This is a genomic window from Sphingobium cloacae (genome assembly GCF_002355855.1).
In the GTDB taxonomy this organism is placed as follows: domain Bacteria; phylum Pseudomonadota; class Alphaproteobacteria; order Sphingomonadales; family Sphingomonadaceae; genus Sphingobium; species Sphingobium cloacae.
Map to the genome: position 1 here is coordinate 32958 of NZ_AP017657.1, position 20561 is coordinate 53518.

Genomic DNA, 20561 nt, shown 5'->3' on the forward strand with positions numbered 1-20561 from the left:
CGGCGGGGCCGTCTCGGATCAACCGTGTGTTTCAAGATGGGATATAAGCCATGAAGCGACCGAAAGGGCAGGGCGGGCCGGTTGACCGGAACGTCTATCTCGACACCCGCCGCGAATGGAACGAGCGTTACGGAAGCTATATTTCGCGTGAGCGCAAATGGCGTCTCGCGACCTTCTGCCTGGCGGGGATCGCCGCCCTTGCGGTCGGCGGTCTTGCTTATGATCGGGGCCAGAACAAGGTCGTTCCCTACATCGTGGAAGTAAACGGGCTCGGGGATGCCGTGCCGGTCGCGATCGCCGATCGGGCGGCCCGGCCTGATGCGCGGATTGTCCGGGCCCAGCTCGCACGCTGGATCACGAATATTCGCAGCGTCTATCTCGACGCGGCGGCCGAACGCCAGTCGATCGACCAAGGCTATGCAATGGTCAACCGGCGCGGGCCGGCTTTCCAAACGCTGACCGATTATCACAAGGCCAACGATCCGTTCGTGCGGGCTGCCAGCGAAAGCGTGACGGTCCAGGTCGAATCCGTGCTGCCGATCTCCAACGATAGCTGGCGCGTCGAATGGCGCGAGGAAGTGCGCGGCCGGGACGGCAACGTATCGAGCCGCACCAATTGGCAGGCTGTCGTCGGCATCACCGTCACGCCGCCCACGGATGAACGCCAGGTGCTGGTCAATCCGATGGGGGTCTTCGTCAACTCCGTTAGCTGGTCGCAGCGCGTCTAAGAGGGGTCTTGGTTATGAAACAACTCGTTCTCGTCTCGGCGCTGGCACTGGCGGCCAGCTCAACCTCCCTCGCTCAGACTGCCCCCGGTCCTGTTGCGCCTGGTCCGATAGTGCCGGCGATCGAGCCGGCGACGCTGCCCCCGGCGGGCGCGGGGGTGCCGGCGGGTCCGCCGATCGCCGATCAGCCCGATATTGCACCACGCTATGCGCCGCCGCCGGTCAATCTTATGTCGCGGCGCAACGCGACGCTCACGCCTCGGGAGCGCCGCTCGGTCGAGCTGTCGGACTCGTGGACCGGCAACGCCGACATGCCAGCACGCGGCAATGAGGGTGCGGTGATGTTCACCTTCGGATCGACGCTCCCCACTGTCGTTTGCGCGCCGCTTTACGTCTGCGACATCACCCTGCAACCCGGCGAGACGGTCAACGACATCAATGTCGGCGACGCGGTGCGTTGGAAACTCTCGCCCGCGACGAGCGGGCAAGGGCAGGGGGCCACGACGCACGTCATCGTGAAGCCCACCGACGCGGCGCTGCGAACGAACGCGATCATCACCACTGATCGGCGCGTGTATGTCCTGACGCTGGTGAGCCGGCAAAAGGACTGGATGCCCCGGATCGCGTTCAACTATCCGGAAGACGCGCAAGCCGAATGGGCCGCCTATCGAGCGGCACGCCAGGCTGAGCAACAAGCGACCGTGATGGACACCGGCCAGAATGTCGCCGCGTTGGACTTCGGCTATCGGATCAGCGGCGACAAACCACGCTGGCGTCCGCTGCGGGTCTATAACGACGGCTCGAAAACCTACGTCCAGTTCCCGGCCGCGATGGTATCGAGCGAGGCCCCGGCGCTGGTGGCGATCGGCGCCGACGGCAAGGATCAGCTCGTCAACTATCGCTTGGTCGGCGACCGCTACGTTGCCGACAAGGTGCTGGATCGAGCGGCCCTCCTGAGCGGCGTCGGGCGCCGCCAGGTGAAGGTGGAAATCACCCGCAACGGGCGGCAATGATGAGCCGCCCGCTTCGCGTCCTGGCGCTGGCGGGTTGTGTCGCGCTCGCCGGTTGCGCGACGCCCCGTTCCGATCGGTCCTGGGTGTCGCCGGCTGCCGTATCCGACGCCAGCTCGATCGCGGCGGCGATCGCGGAATGGCTGGGCGAGGAAGCCCCGCCCGCCACGTCGACCTTGCTCGTGCTGCCAGTATCTCGCCGGCAGGCCGACAACGGCGTGACGGCTGCCCTGACGGCCGATCTGCGCCGGATGGGCTACGGCCTCGCCACAAGCCTCGCTGCGTCGCCTGACGCCCATGTGGTGCGTTACCTCGTCACCCCGATATTCGAGCGGCACGTCGTCGTGCGCGTCCAGCTCGACGGGGTGGAAGGCGCGCGCCTGTTCTATCGTGACGGGCGGGGCGGCCTGCTGCCCGCCTCGGCCCTGACAATGAGGGGAACCCTATGAGCCCGCCTCCTGTGATCGACAATCCCGACGACTCGCCGGACCTGCTGGCGCGCCCGCCAGCGCGCGGGGCAGGGGTTCGCCGCCTCAACCGCATTCCGCTGTTCATCGTCATCGGGATCGCGTGCGCGGTCCTGCTGTTGCTGGTCTATACGGCTTCGCAGCGCTCGCGATCGAACATGGCGACGGGCATGGCAGACGACAGCGGCAACAAGGGGCCGGTGGCGTCCAGCTCGCCCCCGCAGCTCGCTGATGCTCCGGAGTCAGGCGTGATCCCGCCGGCCGTCGTCGGCCCGACGATCGACCCGACGACAGGGGCAGCCGGGGCTCCCGGTGCGCCGCAACAGGTTGTCGTGCGCCAGCGACCGCCCAATCCCTATGAGCAGGATTGGGCGCGCTATAATCAACAGCGACTCCAAGTGGCGCAGGCGCGCGAAGGCGCGTTCATGTCGGCGCTGAACGCGCCTACGGGCGTGCAGCTTGCTTCGCAGCGCACCAGCGGGGCCCCCGCCGGAACAGGAGCAGCGCCCGCACCGGCGGGCCTTGATCCAGCAACGCTGGCCGCCTTCGGCGGCATCCCCGGCGGAGCTGCGCCGAGATCGGCCGCGGCTGCTGGTGGCCTCCCGGCCGACAACGATTCTCAATTCAACGGGCAGGATGCAAAGCGCGACTTCCTCACGCGGCGGTCGCAAGAGAGCAACTATTCGCCAGCGATGCGAACGGCCGTCGTCTCGCCCTATGAAATGAAGGCCGGCACAGTGATTCCGGCGGTAATGATCGGCGGCATCAACTCCGATCTGCCGGGCCAGATTCTCGGCCAGGTCTCCGAGAATGTCTATGACACCAAGACGGGTCGTTATCTGCTGATCCCCCAAGGGTCCAAGCTCGTCGGCACCTATGACAATTCGGTCACGATGGGCCAAAACCGCGTGCTGGTGGTCTGGAAGCGGGTCATCTTCCCCGATGCCTCGTCGCTCGATCTCGACATGATGCCGGGGGCGGATCAGGGCGGCTACGCCGGCTTCCGCGACCAAGTGAACAATCACTATGGCAAAATCTTCGGCAGCGCTCTGATGTTGTCGTTGTTCTCGGCGGGGATTCAGGTTTCCCAGCCCCGCAATAGCAGCATCCTCACAAACCCCGACGTGGGGCAAACGGCAGCCGGTGCGGTCGGGCAACAGCTCGGCCAGGTCGGCACGCAGCTCATGCAGCGAAACCTTCGTATCCAACCGACGCTGGAAATCCGGCCAGGCTATCGGTTCAACGTGGAAGTGACGAAAGACCTCATTATCCAACCTTGGCGGCGCTAAGCCCTCGGGTCGCACCGAGCGGGCCGGGGCCGGGGGCAACCTCGGCCCCGCTTTTCGCCCCGACGATCGACAGCCGGCAGGCGGCCATTGGATATTAACGTTGAAGGCGCTATATAGGGGTCGGCTTCATCGGCGTCGGTCGATGCACCTACCTGAGCCCGTCGCGCTGTCACGCGGCGGGCTCAAACCTTTTTGGGCTCGATAGATGGGGCGGGCGCCCTGTCAGACGCCCGCCCCGCTAGGTCAGGTTTTCCGCTGACCCAGCTTCACAATTGCGACCACAAGCGCGAACGCTGCGATCGTCAATTGCACGGCTTCATATGCTGTCAAATCGAATACACCTCCTTCGGGCAGCAGGATTAGCGACGGAAGCTGTCACATCCCATCGCTGCCACCCACGGACGCTATAGCCGGTCAGCTCTCCGTTGCGTCCACCATAGTCGGCCGCGCCTATGTCGGCCGCCGGCACGCATAGTCGGTTGCGACTATGCTGCAGAGCCTTGGATCGATCGCGGGCCCGCGATCGCGCATAGTCGCCTTCACCTATGCTCGAGGAATTTCCTCGAGCACGGTCTAGCGGGTGCGCCCCTGGGTCTGCTTCCGGGGATCGGTCACTTTGCCGATCCCGCCGCGATAGCTGATGGTGAGGTTTCGGCCTTCGGCCAGGTCGGCTGTGCTGCCGGTCAGAAAACGGAGCTGATGGCTGATCTGCTTGCCGTCCACGAGCTGCGTGGCGGTCTTGGCGTCCACGGCGACGATCGGGCCGGTATAGGTGCCGTCATCCGCCGGGGCCTCGGCCGCCGGCTTCGGGGCGGCCGTAGGGGCGTAGAGGCCCCTTAGAAGTTGCGGGCTTCGATCTTCGCCAGTTCGTCGGGGTTCGTCGCCAGGCGCTTCGCCGCTGCCGTCAGGCTCGCGTGCCACGCCTTGCTCGCGCGCCGCGATTGGCTGGCCTCGGGCCTGGCGCTCGAAGTCGTCGCTTCCTCGGCCCTCTCGCCTGATCCGGTGGAGCTGGTCGAATAGTCTCTGCTCGGTCGATCCACGGCTTAGTTCCTCCTGCCAGTGTTTGAGCCCGTCCCTTATATCATAAGAACGCGGGTTTGTCCGGTCGCGAATATCGTGGATCTCAATCTCCACCCGGTCGCCAAATTCCGCGTGAATCGCCTCAAGCCCAGCGGGCGTTCCATCTTGAATGCGGGCCATGGTCGCGATCGACGCGCCACGCCCTACCCGCTCGAACCGCCTGAGCGTGTTTTCAAAAGCGTCCTCGATACGCGGCAGCACAGCCGCGATCGACACGGTAAGCCCCCGATCGAGCGCGCCCGCGATCTTGGCGCGGCTCGATGGGTCGAGAAGCTGGCCCTCGTAGAGCACTCGCGCGTCGGGAGGCAGGCCCGCCGACATGATAAGCGAAGTCTTGCCCGATCCGGGGGAGCCGGTGACGAAAAGCGCAAGCCGGCGCGTCGGATCGCGCTCGTCGGCCAACGTGCGCCGAAACTGCTCGGACGCCAGCACCGCAGCCGTATTATGGACGGCGTTGTTGTAACGGCCCCGCGCAATCGGCGAGGCCGAATATTCGGGGATGATCTCTTTCATGAGGTCGGCGCAGACATAGCGCCCATCGAACGATTCCGCGTGCTGGCGATAGGCGACAAAGAACGGCTCGGGATCGCGTTCGGCAGCGCACACAACGCGCTGCTCGACTTCGGCCCGGTCGGGGTCGACCGGGTGCGTGATCCGGATCGGCTCTAACGCCATCCGGCGCCAGCGCCTTCGTCGTTGGCGGGCCGCCTGTAAGCGGCCGGCGGCGGCACGTCGGACATCGCGGCCTCCGCCCCCCTCCCCCTTACCTCCGGGCCCGCAAGGGACCGATTGAGGGCTTCTCGCAACTTACGCTGCACGGTGGCGATCGCGACATTGACGACAAAACAACCGAACGCGAAAGCGAGGCTGATTCCGGCCTCGCCGATCGCCGAAGGTCGGCTGAGGACATACCATTTCAACAGGAAGATCGGGACGCCAAGGAAGCCGAACACGGTTCCCAGCGAGAAAGCGAAGCGGATCACGCCAAGCATCCAACTCAACAGCCCGTGGCCGAATATCTTGCTGACGTTAAGCAGGAACATGGTCGTTCCCTCCGGTCCGGGCCTTCTCCAAGGCCATAACCCTTTTCACCTGGGCGACGCTGCAATTGGCCAGCTCGGCCGTCGCGGCAATGCTCTTGCCGCCCTGCCGCAACGCGACGATCTGCCGGTGCTTCGCCTTGTCGGCTCGACGGCCGCTATAGCGCCCTTCCCTCTTGGCGATCTCAATGCCCTGCCGCTGCCGCTCGCGACGGTCCTCATAGTCGTCGCGGGCGGTCTGTAGCGCGACGCGCAAAAGCATGTCCTGCATCGCCTCGATCACGATCTTGGCAACGCCCGTGGAACTGGCCGCCAGCTCAGACAGGTCGATGACACCGGGGACGGCCAGCTTCGCGCCCCGGTCCTTGATGGTCGCGACAAGCTGCTCTGCTTCGGAAAGCGGCAAGCGGCTGATGCGGTCGATCTTCTCCGCGATCACCACTTCGCCGGCCTGAAGGTCTCCAATCATCCGCTGAAGCTCGGGCCGATCGGCGCGCGCACCCGATGCCTTCTCGCGGTAGATGCCGGCGACGTAGAAGCCTTGGGCCCGTGCCGTCTCTGCGATCTGCTCTTGGCGGGCCAGGTCTTGGTCATCGGTGCTGACGCGCAAATACACCCGCGCGATCTTCGCGGCGATCGGGGCGGCGTCTGCGGCCTTGGCTCGTTTGGGTGTGCCCATCCTAGCCTATATACCACGCATGGCTAATAAAGCTCCACAAGCAACTTAAAAAAGCCTAGCTCAACAAGCGGACTTCAATTGGCCTTCGGAAGCGGGTCTCCCAAAATGCGAGGGCAGGTAAAGGAGTGGGTGGTTCTCGATGACGCCTGATAGTCGCACGCTGCGCGATCGGCTCGAAGGAAGCCAGGTCGCGATCTATTTTGCAGCGGTTATCGCGGGCGCTCTGATCGCGCTCGCGGTTTCTGGCTCGGCCTCATGGGAAGCGGCAATCAACCCGGCGCTGGTTTTGATGCTGTTCGTCACCTTCCTGCAAGTGCCGCTTGCGGAGCTGGGCCGCGGCTTTGGTCGACTCCGCTTCCTCGGCGCGCTGCTCGCGGTCAACTTCGTCGCCGTGCCGCTGCTGGTGGCGGTCCTCGTCCAATTCGTGCCGAACGATCCGATGATCCGCCTCGGCGTCCTGCTTGTGCTGCTCTGCCCCTGTATCGACTATGTGGTGACGTTCGCCCATCTCGGCCGCGCCGACGCCAAGCTGCTACTGGCTTCCACGCCCGCTCTGCTGGTCGTCCAAATGCTGCTGTTGCCGATCTACCTCCGACTGTTCCTCGGCACGGCAGCCTCGGACCTCGTGCAAGCCGGTCCTTTCCTGCACGCGTTCCTGTGGCTGATAGCGATCCCGCTCGCGCTGGCGGTCCTTGTTCAACTGTGGGCGCGGCGATCGGCGACGGGCGCGCGCGCCTCGGCCGCGCTGGGCCTGTTGCCTGTGCCGGCGACGGCTGTCGTCCTGCTGATCGTCATCGCGGCCGTCGTCCCCCAGCTCGGGCAGGCTATCGGCGCGGCGCTGCGCGTCGTGCCGATCTATATCGCCTTCGCCATCATAGCGCCGCTGGTTGGTTGGGTCGCCGCGCGTGCCGCAAAGCTGGACGCGGAGGCGGGGCGGGCGCTGGCGTTCAGCGCGGCGACACGCAATTCGCTGGTCGTCCTACCGCTCGCCTTGGCGGTGCCGGGAGCGGTGCCGCTGCTGCCCGCGATCATCGTCGCGCAAACGCTGGTCGAACTGATCGCAGAGCTGGTGTTTATCCGAACTGTCTCAAGGCTGGGCTCCGCTCTCCCATCAATCGTATAATTCTTCCGATCGCGGTCAAACCGGCATGTTCATGATGTCCTTATAGGCGGACATCAGTTTGTTGCGCACTTGAAGGGTGGCCTCGAAGCTGATGGAGGCGCGCTGCTGAATGATCGCGACCGTCGCGATGTCGGTGATTTCGCCACGCTCGTAGGCTTCCGTGGCAACGTCCTCCTGTTCTTGGAGCGTATTTACCTTTTGCAGCGCGCCTTGGAACGCGGATGCAAAACTACCTTTTGGGGCGCTGACCCCCTCAAGGCCCGGACTGTTGGTTGCAGGGGAAGGGGCCGCGACATCGCGAAGCGCAGTATTGCGCTGGAGGATCGCGCTTCTGAGCGCCATCACATCGGCCGTCCCTATGCCCATCGCTCGCGCCCTGGAGTTCGTGGACAATCTTAACGAAGTTTAATTAAGAAGCCGTTAAGCATGTTGAACGCGAGCGCGCTGGATCGCCCTCGGGTCTGCTTTGCCCGAACACAGGGCGTTTAAACGCCCCGGATCAGGGCGAACGCCAAGAGAGGACAATGGAATGAAGAGGCTGATTGCGTTCGATCTCGACGGCACGCTGGCCGAAAGCAAGCGGCCGTTGTCCGACGATATGGCGGCGACACTGGCGCGGCTGCTCGCCGTGGCTGATGTGGCAATTATCTCGGGTGGCGACTGGCCGCAGTTTGCCAAACAGATCGCTTCACGGCTGCCGGCCGACGCGGCCCGCGATCGCCTCTGGCTGATGCCCACGACCGGCACCAAGCTCTATCGCTTCATCAATGATGAGTGGCGGGCGATCTATGCCGAGCTTTTCGACGACGCCGAACGCACGGCGATCCGATCGGCGTTTGACCGGGCATTGGGGGAGGCCGGATTGGCGGACGAGCGAACATGGGGCGAGCGGATCGAGGATCGGGGCAGCCAGATAACCTTTTCCGGCTTGGGGCAGGCGGCGCCGCTGAAAGAGAAAGAAGCGTGGGACGCGGATCGATCCAAGCGAACTGGCCTGCAAGCAACGCTCCGGTCAGCGCTGCCGGGCATGGCGATCAACCTGGGCGGCACGACATCGATCGACGTAACCCGTGCAGGCGTCGACAAGGGTTATGGCCTCAAGCGCCTGAGCGCCGAAAGCGGCATAGCCTTGGCTGATATGCTGTTCATCGGCGACGCGATCTATCCCGGCGGAAACGACTATCCCGCCGCTCAGATTGGGATGGAAACGATCCGGGTGCGCGATGTCGCTGAGACAGCGGCGGTGATCGCCGCCATCGTCGCCTGCCTGCGCCGATAAGGGCGAGGCGAACCACGGCCTGAAAGCGGGGCACCTATGTATTTTCTGGCGGCCAAAGCCATCATTTCGGGGATTCTGATCGCCGCCGCATCGGAGCTGGCCAAGCGCTATCCGGGGTTCGGCGCGCTGATCGCTTCCCTTCCGCTCGTCTCGGTGTTGGGGATGATGTGGCTTTGGCATGATCGGCCCGACGCCACCAACATGGCGGCGCACTCGCAAGCCACGTTCTGGTTCGTGCTGCCCTCGCTGCCGCTCTTCCTGCTCATCCCGTGGCTGCTGCGCCACGGCGTCACCTTCTGGCCTGCCCTGCTGGCGGGATGCGCGCTGACCGTCCTGCTCTATTTCGCGATGGTGGCGGTTCTTCAACGTCTCGGGGTCACACTGTAATCGTGCAACTATTCCCTAGCGGTTGGGTTTCTGATATGGTCGGACAATGCCAACCGTGATGCGCATAGACGGCCTGCGCGTCGTGATCTGGCCGAACGACCATAAACCCGCGCACGTCCATGTTAAGGGCGCGCAAGGAGAGGCGATCTTCAATCTGCGATGCCCCGGCGGACCGCCGGAGCTGCGCGAAAGCTACGGGTTCCGGCTGACGGACCTGAACCGGATCGTGGAGGCGCTGGCGGCGGCGATCGGCGCGCTCTGCGAGGAATGGAGGACGATTCATGGCAATTACTGAGCGCGAAATGGCGCTGGCCGAAAAGCGGATGGGTGCGCTTCGCGAGGCGGGTCATGCGGTGTCGGCGCGTTACGATCGTCGCCGCGCCCGTGTGGTCGTCGCTCTAAACACCGGGGTCGAGCTGACCTTTCCTGCGGGCCTTGCCGAAGGGCTGGCCGACGCCTCGCCGGACAGCCTGGCCGAAATCGAAATCAGCCCTGCGGGCTTGGGGCTGCATTGGCCGAAGCTCGACGCTGATCTCTCTGTCCCCGGCCTCCTGCAAGGGGTGCTGGGCTCCAAGAAGTGGATGGCCCGCCAGCTTGGCGCCGAAGGCGGCAAGGCGCGGACCGCCGCCAAAGTGGCCGCGTCCCGTGCCAACGGGCGAAAGGGTGGTCGGCCGCGCAAGCTGGCGGGCGTGGCCTCCTAACGGCCGTTATTCTTCCGGCACGTCCTCGACGCTCTCTCGACCGTCATTATCAGGCTGCGGCGAGAGCTGATCGGGTGCCTCGCTAGGCCCGGTCGGCGGCGAGTCAGGATGCGGGTCGGGCGGGGCGCTAGCCATGTCTGTTCCTCCAAAACCTCGGAACCCGCAAAATCATCAAGCAGTTCCGGCGGCCGGGCCGATCGGCGACAGCGCTTCGATGATCCGACATTCCGCGATCGTCGATCCCTCACAGCACTGCAAGCTGCGGACCAGCTCGGTGCGGAGTGCTGTGAGGTCCGCCAGCTTGCGATCGATCTCGGCGACGTGATGCCCGGCGATCACGTCGACCTCGGCGCAAGAGCCATCGCGATTGTCGGCGAGCCGCAGCAGCTCCTTCACCTGGTCGAGCGTGAACCCAAGGTCGCGCGAGCGCTTTATGAAGGATAGCCGATCGAGGTGCCCCCGATTGTAGATGCGGTAGTTTCCGCCCGTTCGATCCGGAGGCGCTATCAAGCCCTCGGCTTCATAAAATCGGATCGTCTCGATTTTCAGCCCGATCCGGCTCGCTATTTCGCCGATTTTCATACCCGCCTCTTCGCGCTTGACCCTCTAGTGGGATGAGGGTTCATATAAGGTGTCCGTCACGCGAATCGAGGCTGTCTTGTCGGACGATTGCTGCTCACGAAAAGGCGACACGATCGCCCAGCTCGGCCGAAAGGCCGATCAGCGCCGTGTGCTGCTCATCGTCATGGCGATCAACTTCGTCATGTTCGTCGCTGAGTTTGGCGGAGGTCTGATCGCGCAATCGTCCGCGCTCATGGCAGATTCGGTCGACATGCTCGGCGATGCCGTCGTCTATGCGATCAGCCTTTACGCCCTGACCCGTGGCCCGCGCTGGGAAGCAGGAGCGGCGCTCGCCAAGGGTGGGATCATTCTCGCCTTCGGCGTCGCTGTGCTGTTCGAGATCGCCAACAAGATCGTTAATGGCGTGCCGCCTTCCTCGACGTTGATGCTCGTTTTCGGCGGGATCGCGCTCGTCGCAAACCTCAGTTGCCTTGCCCTGCTGTGGCAGTTCCGGTCCGAAAATGTGAATATGTCGAGCACATTCGAGTGTTCGCGCAACGATGTCGCTTCAAATATTGGCGTCTTGATTGCCGCCGGCCTGGTGGCCTTCACTGACACGGCTTGGCCGGACATCGTGGTCGGGGGCGTGATCGCCCTGATATTCCTTCGATCGGCGTGGCGGGTTCTGGCCGAAGCCATTCCGGCTTGGCGTGATGCCCGTCCCGTTTCGCCCGACGTGTTACGGTGAGCCACGATGACCGTGAAACCTGCTTTTCACACCAAGGGATCAACATGCGCGCCGGCAGAAACCTTTGCCGGGCGAAATCTTCTCATCCGAGTCGATTGTTTTCTTCGTCACCGAACATCGTTGTGCTAGGTCTCTAAGTGATGCGCCGCCTATTCCTCATGCTTGCTGCGATTTTCGTCAGCCTGTCTTTGACGGGCGGAGCGATCGCGCACGCGGCGGAGCCGGTCGCCTGCATCGACACCAGCACTGCGGCCAGCATGGGCCATAGCAGCGGCGATGCCGATCAGGTGCCCAAGGATGCCGAGAAAGGCTATCCTCATCATCATGGTGGCTGTCACGGCCATCAGGTGTGCGATCGCGTGTCCGAAGCGGTTGTGGTGACGGGATTCCACACGGCCGTATCGCTGCCGCTTCGCAGCCTCCCGTTCGTGCCGCTGGCCACAGCCGACCCGGCTCTTCGTCCTCCGATAGCCTGACAATTCCACTCTAGCCGCACGTCTGCGGCGCCCTTGGAATTGTCAGGAGCCATCCTTCATGTATCGAATCATCGCGGCCGTGCTGGCCGCGGCGTCCTTGGCCGAAGCGGCCGGGGCGCAGACGGCGCCGTCGCCGGGTCTCCCGGCGGCGAGCGCGGCGTCACAGACAGCGCCCATCTTCACGCTCGACAGCGCGCTTGCCGCTGGCGGCATGTCGCCTTCTCCAAGTGCTGCAAATATCAGCAGCACAACGCGCCCGCTTGGCGGGCCTTCGGCCGCCCCGACTAGCCTGCCGTCCGTCGCGGCGGCCACTGCCGGGGTCGACGCTGCCACGGCCGCCCGCCGGGTGGCCGGGTTGCGGCCCAATCCTGAGCTACAGTCGCAAGTCGAGAACATCGCCGGCTCGGGCGTCTATAAGGGGCTGCGCAGCTCCGAAACGACAGTCGGCGTCGCTCTCCCGCTCGAACTTGGCGGCAAGCGGCCGGCGCGGGTCGCGCTCGCCACCGCGCGCCTGACACGGGCGCAGATTCAGGCGGAAATCGCGCGCGCCGATCTGCGGCTCCGGATCATTCAACTCTACATCGAGGCCGCCGCAGCCGAGCGGCGGGCCGACGTGCTGGCCGAACAAGCCAGCATTGCGGCCAATGCCTTCCGCGCCTCGCGGGAGCGGGTCACGGCGGGGGATGTTGGCCCGATCGAACAGCAGCGCGCCGACGTGTTGCGGATCAACGCACAAGTGGCAGCGGAAAGCGCCGCTCGCCAGGCGCAGGCCGCACGCACCAATCTGGCCACGCTGCTCAACGCGCCTGTCACCGGCCCGCTCGACCAAGCATGGTTCGATCGGGTCGACGGTTACGGCCCACCGCGACCGATCGAGGTAGAAGGCACCCTGACGCTCGCGGCGGCCGAAGCCGACGTGCGAACGGCGGACGCGCAAGTGCGCGTCGCGAAGTCGCTGAGGGTGCCGGACCTCACGGTCAGCACCTTCGCCCGCCGCTTGCAGGCGACGGGCGACACGGCCGCCGTCGTCGGCATTTCGATCCCGATCCCGCTGTTCAATAACGGCAGCGCCTTCGTGGCACAGTCCCGATCGGAACAGACGGTCGCGGTTGCACAACGCAACCTCGCCGTGATCGACACACGCCAGGCCATCGCCAGCGCTCAAGCCGAAGTGGCAAACGCCGCCGCGACCGCGCGGGCGGCCGGCGGGCCCGGGCTTGCCGCAGCACAGGAAGCCGCCCGCATCGCGCGGATTGGCTGGGCCCAAGGCAAGTTCGACCAAATCGCGCTGCTCGATGCCGAGCGGACCCTTTCACAGACCCGCCAGACCTACGTCGATGCGCTCGCCGCCTACCACGACGCACAGGCTCGGCTCGACCGGCTCACCACGCCGGCCCCCCTCGTTTCCGGAGACAACCGATGATCGATCAGGACGCTAATCAGAAGCGGCGACTGCTGGGCGGCGCTGGCGCCATCGCCCTCGTAGCAGCGCTGGGCGGCTTCGCCGTCGCCAAATGCACCGCCGACAAGCCCGCGACGGAAGCGGCGGCCGGGAACGCTGCCGCCCCGGCAAAGGAAGAGAAGACGCCCGATGCGGTCGCGATGAACGCTCAAGCGATCACGCAGGCCGGCATTTCGACAGAGACGATCCAAGCCGGCGGCCTCGGTGCCGAGATCGTGGCACAGGCGACGGTGAGCGCATCGCCGCAAGGCGAGGCGATCGTCACGGCCCGCGCTGCGGGCGCGGTGACGCGGCTGATGAAGCGGCTCGGCGATCCGGTTCGGGCTGGCGAGACGCTGGCGATCGTCGAAAGCCGGGACGCGGCGCAGATTGCCGCCGATCGCACTGCTGCGGCGGCTAAGGCGGTGCAGGCGCAAAAGGCGCTCGCCCGTGAACAATATCTCTTCCGGCAAAAGGTATCGGCGCGGGTCGAGCTGGAACAGGCTGAGGCCGATGCCGCCGCCGCCGCCGCCGAAGCGCGGCGCGCAAGCGTATCTGCCGGCGCGGCACGGGTCACGTCCGATGGGCGCGGCGTTGTCGTATCGAGCCCGATTTCAGGGCGTGTGACGGCCGCCAGTGTCAGCCTGGGCGCGTTCGTTCAGCCCGAGACCGAACTGATGCGGGTGGCTGACGCCTCCAAGGTGCAGATTGAGGCGGCTGTCGGGCCAACGGACGCACAGCGCCTATCACCGGGTGACAAGGCCATTATCGAGCTGCCGGACGGTCGGACGATGGACGCGCGCGTCCGCGCCGTCACGCCGGGCCTCGCGAGCGAGACGCGCTCGGCGACGGCGGTGCTGGATGTGTCCGGCACGCTGCAACCGGGACTCGCGGTGCGTGTCCGCTTGTTGCCGAGCCGTGGCGACAGCTCGAATGCGATCGTCGTGCCCGAAGAGGCGCTGCAATCGCTTGAAGGCCGTGACGTAGTGTTCCTCCGCACGGCGCAGGGTTTCCGGGCGCAGACGGTGACGATCGGCCAGCGCAGCAATGGTCGCGTCGAAATCATCCGGGGCCTGTCGGCGGGCAGCCAAATCGCCACCCGCAACGCCTTCTTGCTCAAAGCCGAGATCGGCAAGGGCGCGGGCGAGGAGGAATAGAGCATGATCGCCAATCTCATGGCGCTCTCCGTCCGCGCTCGCTGGACGGTCCTAGCGCTATTCCTCGTCATCGCCGGCCTCGGCGTCTGGCAGCTCTCCAAGCTGCCGATCGACGCCGTGCCGGACATCACCAACAAACAGGTCCAAATCAACACGATCGACCCGCGCCTGTCGCCGGTCGAAATTGAAAAGCTCGTTACCTATCCGGTCGAAATTTCGCTCGCCGGCATTCCCGGCCTCGAAACCACACGCTCGATCTCGCGCAATGGTTTCAGCCAGGTCACGGCGATCTTCACCGACAAAACCGACCTCTATTTTGCACGCCAACAGGTCGGTGAACGGTTGCGACAGGCAGCCGAGAAGCTGCCCGAAGGCGTGCAGCCGCAGGTCGGGCCGGTCACGACCGGCTTGGGCGAAATCGTCATGTATACCGTTGGCTATGCCAACCCCGACGGCCGCGGCGCCAAGAAGGTCGCCGGGCAACCCGGATGGCAGCCCGATGGCAGCTATCTCACCCCCGAAGGCGACCGCCTGAGCGATCCGGTTTCCAAGGCCGGCTACCTCCGGACGGTCCAAGATTGGATCATCAGCCCGCAGCTCCGCTCGGTGGGCGGCGTTGCCGGCGTCGACTCGATCGGCGGCTATGCCAAGACATTCGTCGTCGAGCCCGATCCCACGAAGCTCGCCAGTTTCGGCATTTCCTATAGCGAGCTGGGCCAGGCGCTCGAAAACGCCAACCTCGCGGTCGGCGCGAACTACTATAACCGGGGCGGCGAAGCCTATCTCGTCCGCGTCGATTCCCGCGTCCGCACGGTCGACGAGATCCGGAACGCCGTCGCGGCAACGCGGGGCGGCGTGCCGATCACGATCGGCCAGATTGCCAATGTGAAAATCGGGGGCGATCTGCGCACCGGCGCCGGCAGCATGAACGGCAACGAAGCCGTCATCGGCACCGTTCTGATGCTGATCGGCCAGAACAGCCGGGTGGTTGCCGAACAGTCATCCGCCAAGCTCGATCAGGTCGCCAAAACCCTGCCACCCGGCATCGAAGTCAAAGTGGTGCTCGACCGTGCCAAGCTGGTCAGCGCCACGGTGGCGACAGTCCAGCGCAACCTGACCGAAGGCGCGATCCTCGTCGCGGCATCGCTCTTCCTGCTGCTCGGCAATTGGCGCGCCGCGCTGATCGCCGTTCTTGTCATCCCCTTCTCATTCCTGATGATGGCGATGGGAATGAACGCCTTTAACGTGCCCGGCAATCTGATGAGCCTGGGCGCGCTCGACTTCGGTTTGATCGTCGATGGCGCAGTCATCATCATCGAAAACTGCCTCGCCAGACTGGCGCATCGACAAGAGCATGAAGGCCGGTTGCTGTCGCTCCGCGAACGTCTCGAAGAGACGATGCGGGCGGCGCAGGAAATGATTAAGCCGACCGTCTTCGGGCAGGCGATCATTCTCTTGGCCTTCGCGCCGCTGCTGACCTTCACGGGCGTCGAGGGCAAAACCTTCTCGCCGATGGCCATCACCATCATGCTCGCGCTGGTCGCGGCGTTCGTGCTCGCGATTACCCTCGTTCCGGCGATGGTCGCGATCCTGATCCGGGGCAAGGTCGCGGAAAAGGACGTGTGGCTGATCCGCAAGTCCAAGGAACGCTATCTGCCGCTGCTGGACAAGGCGATTGCACGGCCATGGCCGTTCATCCTCGGCGGCCTCGCCTTCTTCCTGGCCGCCATCCCGGCCTTCGGCCTGCTGGGATCGGAGTTTATCCCCCAGCTCGACGAAAAGAACCTCGCAATGGCCTCGACGCGCGTGCCCTCGGTCAGCCTCGAACAGTCGCTCGTTATGCAGCGCCAAGTCGAAGCGGCGGTGAAGCGCCTGCCGGAAGTGGAGACGATGTTCTCCAAAACCGGCACCGCCGAAGTCGCGACCGATCCGATGCCGCCGAACGTGTCGGACGGCTTCGTCATCCTCAAGCCGCAAGATCAGTGGCCGGCGGGTGTCGAGACGAAGGCGGACGCCGTTGCCCGGATCGAAAAGGCGGCGGGCGGGAAGCTCGGCAATCTCTATGAAGTCAGTCAGCCGATCCAGCTCCGCTTCAACGAGCTGATCGCGGGTGTGCGCGGCGATGTCGCGATCAAGCTCTATGGCGATGATCTCGATAAGATGTCGCAGGCCGCGAACGAAATGGTTCGCGTGCTGCAAGGCATCCCCGGCGCGGCCAGCGTGAAGGCCGATCAGGTGGGTGGTGCGCCGACCCTCGACGTGAAGCTCGATCGCGCCGCCATCGCCCGCCTCGGACTCACGGTCCGCGACGTGGCGGACACGGTTGCGGCGGGCCTTGGCGGACGCGAATCCGGCCTCGTCTATGAAGGCGATCGCCGGTTCGACGTGACGGTGCGCGTGCCCGACGCGACCCGTGCGAACCTCGACGACATCCGGGTGCTGCCGGTGTTGCTGCCGGCCGCTGAGGGCCGTCCGCGAAGTCAGGTGCCGCTCGCTCAAGTGGCTCAAATCCGGCTGACCGAAGGGCTCAACCAGATTAGCCGCGAGAATGGCAAGCGCCGTGTCGTCGTGCAGGTCAACTTGGCCGGACGCGATGCGGGATCGTTCGTGGAAGAAGCACAGGCGAAGATCGCACAGGTCAAGCTCCCGGCGGGCTACTACCTCGAATGGGGTGGCCAGTTCGAGAACCTACAGGCCGCGTCCAAGCGCCTGTCGATCGTCGTGCCGCTCTGCTTCCTCGCGATCTTCGGGCTGCTCTACATGGCGCTGGGGAGCTTCGGGCGAGCCGGCGCGGTGTTTCTGGCGGTGCCGCTGGGCTTGGCCGGCGGCGTGTTCACGCTCGCCCTGACCGGCATCAATTTCTCGGTGTCGGCAGCAGTTGGCTTTATCTGCTTGGCTGGTGTCGCAGTTTTGAACGGTCTCGTCGTGATGACCGCCATCCGCGAACGCAGTGAGGCAGGGATGCCGATCGTGGAGGCGATCCGCGACGGCATGGCCGACAAGATGCGCGCCGTAGTGATGACCGGCTTCGTGCCAGCGATCGGCTTCGTGCCGATGGCGCTCGCCCATGGGACGGGCGCTGAGGTTCAGAAGCCGCTCGCCACAACCGTGATCGGTGGCCTGATCGCGGCCACCATCCTGACCCTGCTCGTGCTGCCGGCGATCGCCAAGGTGATCCTCGGCCGCAGCGACAAACACCAAGCAGAAGAGACCGGACCGCAGCATGGCGCGGAACCCGTCCCCAGCCAAGGAGATGCGTGATGGCAGAGCCAGCCAGAAAATTGCTTCGAATCTACACGGATGAAGCGGCCTACATCGGCGACCGAAAGGTGTTCGAATATGTCGCTTCGCTCGCGCGTGATCGGAAGATTGCGGGTCTGACGGTCCTTGAAGCCCTGATCGGCTTCGGGACTTCCGCGCACGTCCATCGCCGCCATGTGCTCGAAAGCGATCGGGCCGTGGTGATCGAGATCGTCGATTTCGAGGATGCGTTGCGCGCGTTCGTCACCGATCTGGATGATGTGCCCGACATCGGGCTCATCACCCTCGAAGCGATCGAGGTCATTGGCGGCAAGGCCAGCAAGACGCTGAAAGGCCCCGCCCGATGAACCCCGGCCCGGTGAGCGCGGAGGCTTGCACCAAGCAAGCCCTCGCGTCCTCGCCAGCTCCCATCAATCCCCCGTCATATGGGGAGGGAGGCCGCCTTGGCGCGGCCTCCGGTTTGGCCGTGTCGCGGCCAGACAGGACAGGCTGCCATGAAGGAAGAAACCACACTCGATTTCAATATGTCGGCGCTGCGCGTCTGGTCGCTGCTCTCCGATTTGAAGGGCTATGCGCGCTGGCACCCGGTCTATCGCATAGCGGGAGAAGCCGAACGCGGCGCGGAAATGGATGTCACCTGGCTGCTGTTCAAAGGCGACCGGAAGATGACGACGCAAATGGTCATCAACAGGCTGGTCAAGCCGCAACTGATTGGCTGGCAGATGGGCGTACGGGGGTTTTTGACCTTCGACGAGCGTTACGAGATCGAGCCCATCGCGAACGGTGTTCGCATCCACCATTCGGTCGAGTGCCGGGGCATCGTCGGGGCCTTGGTGGGCCGCATGATGCGCAAAGGGCTGCGGCGGACGATGCGGATACAGGATGCCGCGTTCCTCGCGCTTCTGCGCCGGCAATCGCGCCTTCCGGGGCAATCCATGCGCCAGCGAAGACGCCCCCTCAAATCACCGCCCGGTGGCCATGCGGCCAATGATTGACACGGCAACCTCGAACGCGAGCCCAGAGCGGTGCGGTCCTTACGATGCACTGATCGTCGGCGGTGGCCCGGCAGGCTTGACCGCCGCGATCTATCTCGCCCGCTACCGCCGTCGCGTGATCGTGGTCGATGAAGGGCACAGCCGCGCGAAATGGATTCCGCGCTCGCATAATCATGCAGGCTTTCCGGACGGCATCAACGGTGAGGAACTGCTAGGCCGCATTCGCGATCAAGCGGAACGCTATGGCGCGACGATCACAACCGGTCGCATAGACAGGCTCAAGGCGTCACTTCAAGGTTTGTGCGCCAGACAACGATTTGACGGACATTTCGGGAACATCGGTCATGCCACGAGCTTGAGCCGCGCCAGCGGATCGTTCAGCGGCCGAAATTCGCCCGCAGAAATTCGCTTGGCCTGGTCCCAAAGATAATCGCCGGTCAGGCTGATGTGCGCCCAGCCCATTGGCGACAGATGGGCAAGCAGCGCTAGATCAAATTCGATGTCGGTAGCACCGAGATGCTGCACAGCCCGGTCAAGATAGAGCGTGTTCCAATAGGAAATCGCCGCGATCAGCAGATTGAGGCCCGAAGCGCGGTATTCCTGGTTTTCGAGGCTTCGATCCGTAAATCGGCCCTGGCGATTGGTGTAGATGGCCGCTGCCAAAGTATGCCGCGCCTCCCCCTTGTTCAGGCCCGCTTGGCATGCCCGCCGAAGCGTGGGCTGTTCCAGCCAGTCGAGCGCGAACAGCGTGCGCTCGATGCGGCCGAGTTCGGCAAGCGCAAAATCCAGTTTGTTTTGCCGCTTGTAGGCAGCAAGCTTGCGCATGATGACCGAGGGCGCGACAGTGCCATCCTTGATCGACGCCACGACCCGGACGATGTCATCCCAATCGGCTTCGATCGCGGCTGTCTTGATCGTGCGGCCCATCAGACATTCGATGCCCCGATAGGATGATGGTGCCAGAATGGAGCCAAGCTTGCGATCCGCAATGTCGCGCAATCGCGGGACGAATCGGAAGCCCAGTAGGTGGCACAACCCGAACACATGGTCACTGGCACCGCCGGTGTCGGTATAATGTTCGTGCAACGGGAGTTGCCCGGCGCCCAGAACCAGACCATCGAGCACATAGGGCGCTTCCCCGGCTGTTGCGGACATGATCCGCGAGCCGAAGGATGCAAAATGGTCGGAGACATGCGAATATATCTTCACCCCTGGCTCTGCACCGTACTTGGCATTGACCTCGGCGGCGCCCGACCGGCTTCTTCCGGAGCGGAAAAACTGGCCGTCGGACGACGAGCTGGTTCCCGCGCCCCAGTGGCGCGCGAACGGAAGCTGATGATGGGCCGCGACTATCGTCTGGAGTGCGTGGCTGTAATTTTCGGGCGACAGGTACCAATTGTGCGTCCACGCGATCTGAGCATAGGTCACGCCTTCGCTGGCATTGGCCATGCGCTCCAAGCCCAGATTGGTGCCGACCGCCAGCTATCCGGCCTGCGCCTTTGCGGCCACCAGCTTGTGCCAACCCACCATTTCATCGATCAGCTCGAGCGGATCGCCGCCGTGCTGGATCGCTTCATCAAGGGCCGAAATCGTCGCGCCGAACAGTCGCATCAGCTGGCCGACGGACTGGATGCTGTCCTGATAGCGCCTCTCCCGGCCGCGCCGTGCGCGGGTGAACATGCCGCCGATCAGACGATCGAACATCTGGATCGCACCATCGGCAAGCCGGGCTTCAAGATCGATGACGGCTGCCACAAGCGTCGCGCGGCGGCGATTAAGGCTGTAGTCAGAGAGGAGAAAGGCCGGGGCCACGCCGCCTTCGCGAACAAATTGGGCGAAGCGGAATTCGGGGATCTCGGAGCTGACTGCGGGATCGATGCCAATATTGCGCACAAACCGCAACCGCTCCAAGAGGCCATTGATGTTCGCTGTATTCGGCGCTTCATCGTAGGCGCGGAGCCAGGCCAAGGGCGTCATCCCGAAATCGGAATTGTTGACGAGCAGGTCGTCGAGATGCGCCATCTCGGAGGAATCTAGCGTCTCGATGAGTGCGGCTGCGGCCGCTTTGCGCGCGCGAGCCCGTCCGGCAAGTCCGGCCCGCCCCAAGGTATCCGAGGCGGGCAAGATGAAGCGCTTGTCCTT

General features: G+C 64.5%; 21 protein-coding genes and 2 pseudogenes. 17 read left to right on the forward strand and 6 right to left on the reverse strand.

Translation table 11 applies throughout. From position 1 onward, the window contains the following. Positions 1-50 precede the first annotated feature (50 nt). From trbF to SCLO_RS20685, 4 genes are all read left to right on the forward strand, one after another. Positions 51-728 carry a conjugal transfer protein TrbF gene (gene trbF, locus SCLO_RS20670; protein WP_066520914.1) on the forward strand — a complete coding sequence of 226 codons (678 nt, stop codon included), beginning with the start codon at positions 51-53 and terminating at the stop codon, positions 726-728. A 110-nt stretch (positions 729-838) separates the two neighbouring features. After that, positions 839-1738 (forward strand): P-type conjugative transfer protein TrbG, encoded by a 900-nt coding sequence (trbG, locus tag SCLO_RS20675; protein ID WP_169925567.1) that lies wholly within the window; start codon positions 839-841, stop codon positions 1736-1738. Next, complete coding sequence (locus SCLO_RS20680) at positions 1738-2184, forward strand: hypothetical protein (protein ID WP_066520924.1); 447 nt, start codon at positions 1738-1740, stop codon at positions 2182-2184. The genes trbG and SCLO_RS20680 overlap by 1 nt, the downstream gene beginning before the upstream one ends. Before the next feature lie 11 nt (positions 2185-2195). Continuing rightward, positions 2196-3491, forward strand: a complete 1296-nt coding sequence (locus SCLO_RS20685; protein WP_123905550.1) for a TrbI/VirB10 family protein — start codon at positions 2196-2198, stop codon at positions 3489-3491. 573 nt (positions 3492-4064) lie between these two features. Here SCLO_RS20685 and SCLO_RS23615 read toward each other — a convergent pair. Genes SCLO_RS23615 through SCLO_RS20700 form a run of 3 tightly spaced genes read right to left on the reverse strand, consistent with a single transcriptional unit; the run spans position 4065 to position 6290 of the window. Next, positions 4065-5246, reverse strand: coding sequence for a KfrB domain-containing protein (locus SCLO_RS23615; protein WP_066520933.1), 1182 nt, complete (start codon positions 5244-5246; stop codon positions 4065-4067). Continuing rightward, entirely contained in the window at positions 5237-5614 is a 378-nt protein-coding gene (locus SCLO_RS20695; RefSeq protein ID WP_066520935.1) for a hypothetical protein, read from the reverse strand. Before SCLO_RS20695 ends, SCLO_RS23615 begins: the two co-directional genes overlap by 10 nt. Next, positions 5601-6290, reverse strand: a complete 690-nt coding sequence (locus SCLO_RS20700; RefSeq protein ID WP_066520937.1) for a recombinase family protein — start codon at positions 6288-6290, stop codon at positions 5601-5603. Before SCLO_RS20700 ends, SCLO_RS20695 begins: the two co-directional genes overlap by 14 nt. 139 nt (positions 6291-6429) lie before the next feature. On the opposite strand from SCLO_RS20700, the gene SCLO_RS20705 reads away from it, so the two are divergent. Next, positions 6430-7413: an arsenic resistance protein gene (locus SCLO_RS20705; protein ID WP_066520939.1), complete on the forward strand. Its 984-nt coding sequence runs from the start codon at positions 6430-6432 to the stop codon at positions 7411-7413. A 15-nt stretch (positions 7414-7428) separates the two neighbouring features. On the opposite strand, the gene fliE is transcribed toward SCLO_RS20705, so the two are convergent. Then, positions 7429-7779: a flagellar hook-basal body complex protein FliE gene (gene fliE, locus SCLO_RS20710; RefSeq protein ID WP_066520942.1), complete on the reverse strand. Its 351-nt coding sequence runs from the start codon at positions 7777-7779 to the stop codon at positions 7429-7431. A 163-nt stretch (positions 7780-7942) separates the two neighbouring features. Here fliE and SCLO_RS20715 point away from each other — a divergent pair, with 163 nt between their 5' ends. Genes SCLO_RS20715 through SCLO_RS20730 form a run of 4 tightly spaced genes read left to right on the forward strand, consistent with a single transcriptional unit; the run spans position 7943 to position 9780 of the window. Then, positions 7943-8692 carry an HAD-IIB family hydrolase gene (locus SCLO_RS20715; RefSeq protein WP_066520945.1) on the forward strand — a complete coding sequence of 250 codons (750 nt, stop codon included), beginning with the start codon at positions 7943-7945 and terminating at the stop codon, positions 8690-8692. 36 nt (positions 8693-8728) lie between these two features. Beyond that, the gene (locus tag SCLO_RS20720) at positions 8729-9079 is read left to right on the forward strand and encodes a DUF3147 family protein (protein WP_066520949.1); all 351 of its coding nucleotides are present in this window, start codon (positions 8729-8731) and stop codon (positions 9077-9079) included. Between the two features lie 46 nt (positions 9080-9125). Then, positions 9126-9374 (forward strand): DUF4160 domain-containing protein, encoded by a 249-nt coding sequence (locus SCLO_RS20725; RefSeq protein ID WP_066520951.1) that lies wholly within the window; start codon positions 9126-9128, stop codon positions 9372-9374. Further along, a complete protein-coding gene (locus SCLO_RS20730) occupies positions 9361-9780 on the forward strand; it encodes a DUF2442 domain-containing protein (protein WP_066520955.1) in 420 nt (139 codons plus the stop codon). Before SCLO_RS20725 ends, SCLO_RS20730 begins: the two co-directional genes overlap by 14 nt. A 171-nt stretch (positions 9781-9951) precedes the next feature. Here the strand turns inward: SCLO_RS20730 and SCLO_RS20735 are convergent, their stop codons facing one another. Further along, entirely contained in the window at positions 9952-10362 is a 411-nt protein-coding gene (locus SCLO_RS20735) for a MerR family transcriptional regulator (protein WP_066520958.1), read from the reverse strand. A gap of 76 nt (positions 10363-10438) precedes the next feature. Between SCLO_RS20735 and SCLO_RS20740 the strand changes: the two genes are divergently transcribed. The 8 genes and pseudogenes from SCLO_RS20740 to SCLO_RS20775 all read left to right on the forward strand — a co-directional run. Beyond that, the gene (locus tag SCLO_RS20740; protein WP_066520979.1) at positions 10439-11089 is read left to right on the forward strand and encodes a cation transporter; all 651 of its coding nucleotides are present in this window, start codon (positions 10439-10441) and stop codon (positions 11087-11089) included. Positions 11090-11247: 158 nt separating this feature from the next. Then, a complete protein-coding gene (locus tag SCLO_RS20745) occupies positions 11248-11565 on the forward strand; it encodes a hypothetical protein (RefSeq protein WP_231923457.1) in 318 nt (105 codons plus the stop codon). Between the two features lie 58 nt (positions 11566-11623). Then, on the forward strand, positions 11624-12988 hold the full coding sequence (locus SCLO_RS20750; protein WP_066520965.1) for a TolC family protein: 1365 nt from the start codon (positions 11624-11626) through the stop codon (positions 12986-12988). Then, a complete protein-coding gene (locus SCLO_RS20755) occupies positions 12985-14163 on the forward strand; it encodes an efflux RND transporter periplasmic adaptor subunit (RefSeq protein WP_066520967.1) in 1179 nt (392 codons plus the stop codon). Before SCLO_RS20750 ends, SCLO_RS20755 begins: the two co-directional genes overlap by 4 nt. A 3-nt stretch (positions 14164-14166) precedes the next feature. Beyond that, a complete protein-coding gene (locus SCLO_RS20760) occupies positions 14167-17424 on the forward strand; it encodes an efflux RND transporter permease subunit (protein ID WP_123905551.1) in 3258 nt (1085 codons plus the stop codon). Further along, positions 17424-17771, forward strand: coding sequence for a DUF190 domain-containing protein (locus SCLO_RS20765; RefSeq protein WP_066520969.1), 348 nt, complete (start codon positions 17424-17426; stop codon positions 17769-17771). Before SCLO_RS20760 ends, SCLO_RS20765 begins: the two co-directional genes overlap by 1 nt. A 147-nt stretch (positions 17772-17918) precedes the next feature. Continuing rightward, on the forward strand, positions 17919-18419 hold the full coding sequence (locus SCLO_RS20770) for an SRPBCC family protein (protein ID WP_066520973.1): 501 nt from the start codon (positions 17919-17921) through the stop codon (positions 18417-18419). Continuing rightward, positions 18412-18708 (forward strand): annotated as a pseudogene (locus tag SCLO_RS20775) (NAD(P)/FAD-dependent oxidoreductase); the annotation flags it as partial. The gene SCLO_RS20770 and the pseudogene SCLO_RS20775, both read left to right, overlap by 8 nt. Before the next feature lie 53 nt (positions 18709-18761). Here the strand turns inward: SCLO_RS20775 and SCLO_RS24050 are convergent. After that, positions 18762-20390 (reverse strand): annotated as a pseudogene (locus SCLO_RS24050) (Tn3 family transposase); the annotation flags it as partial. Positions 20391-20561: the final 171 nt, after the last annotated feature.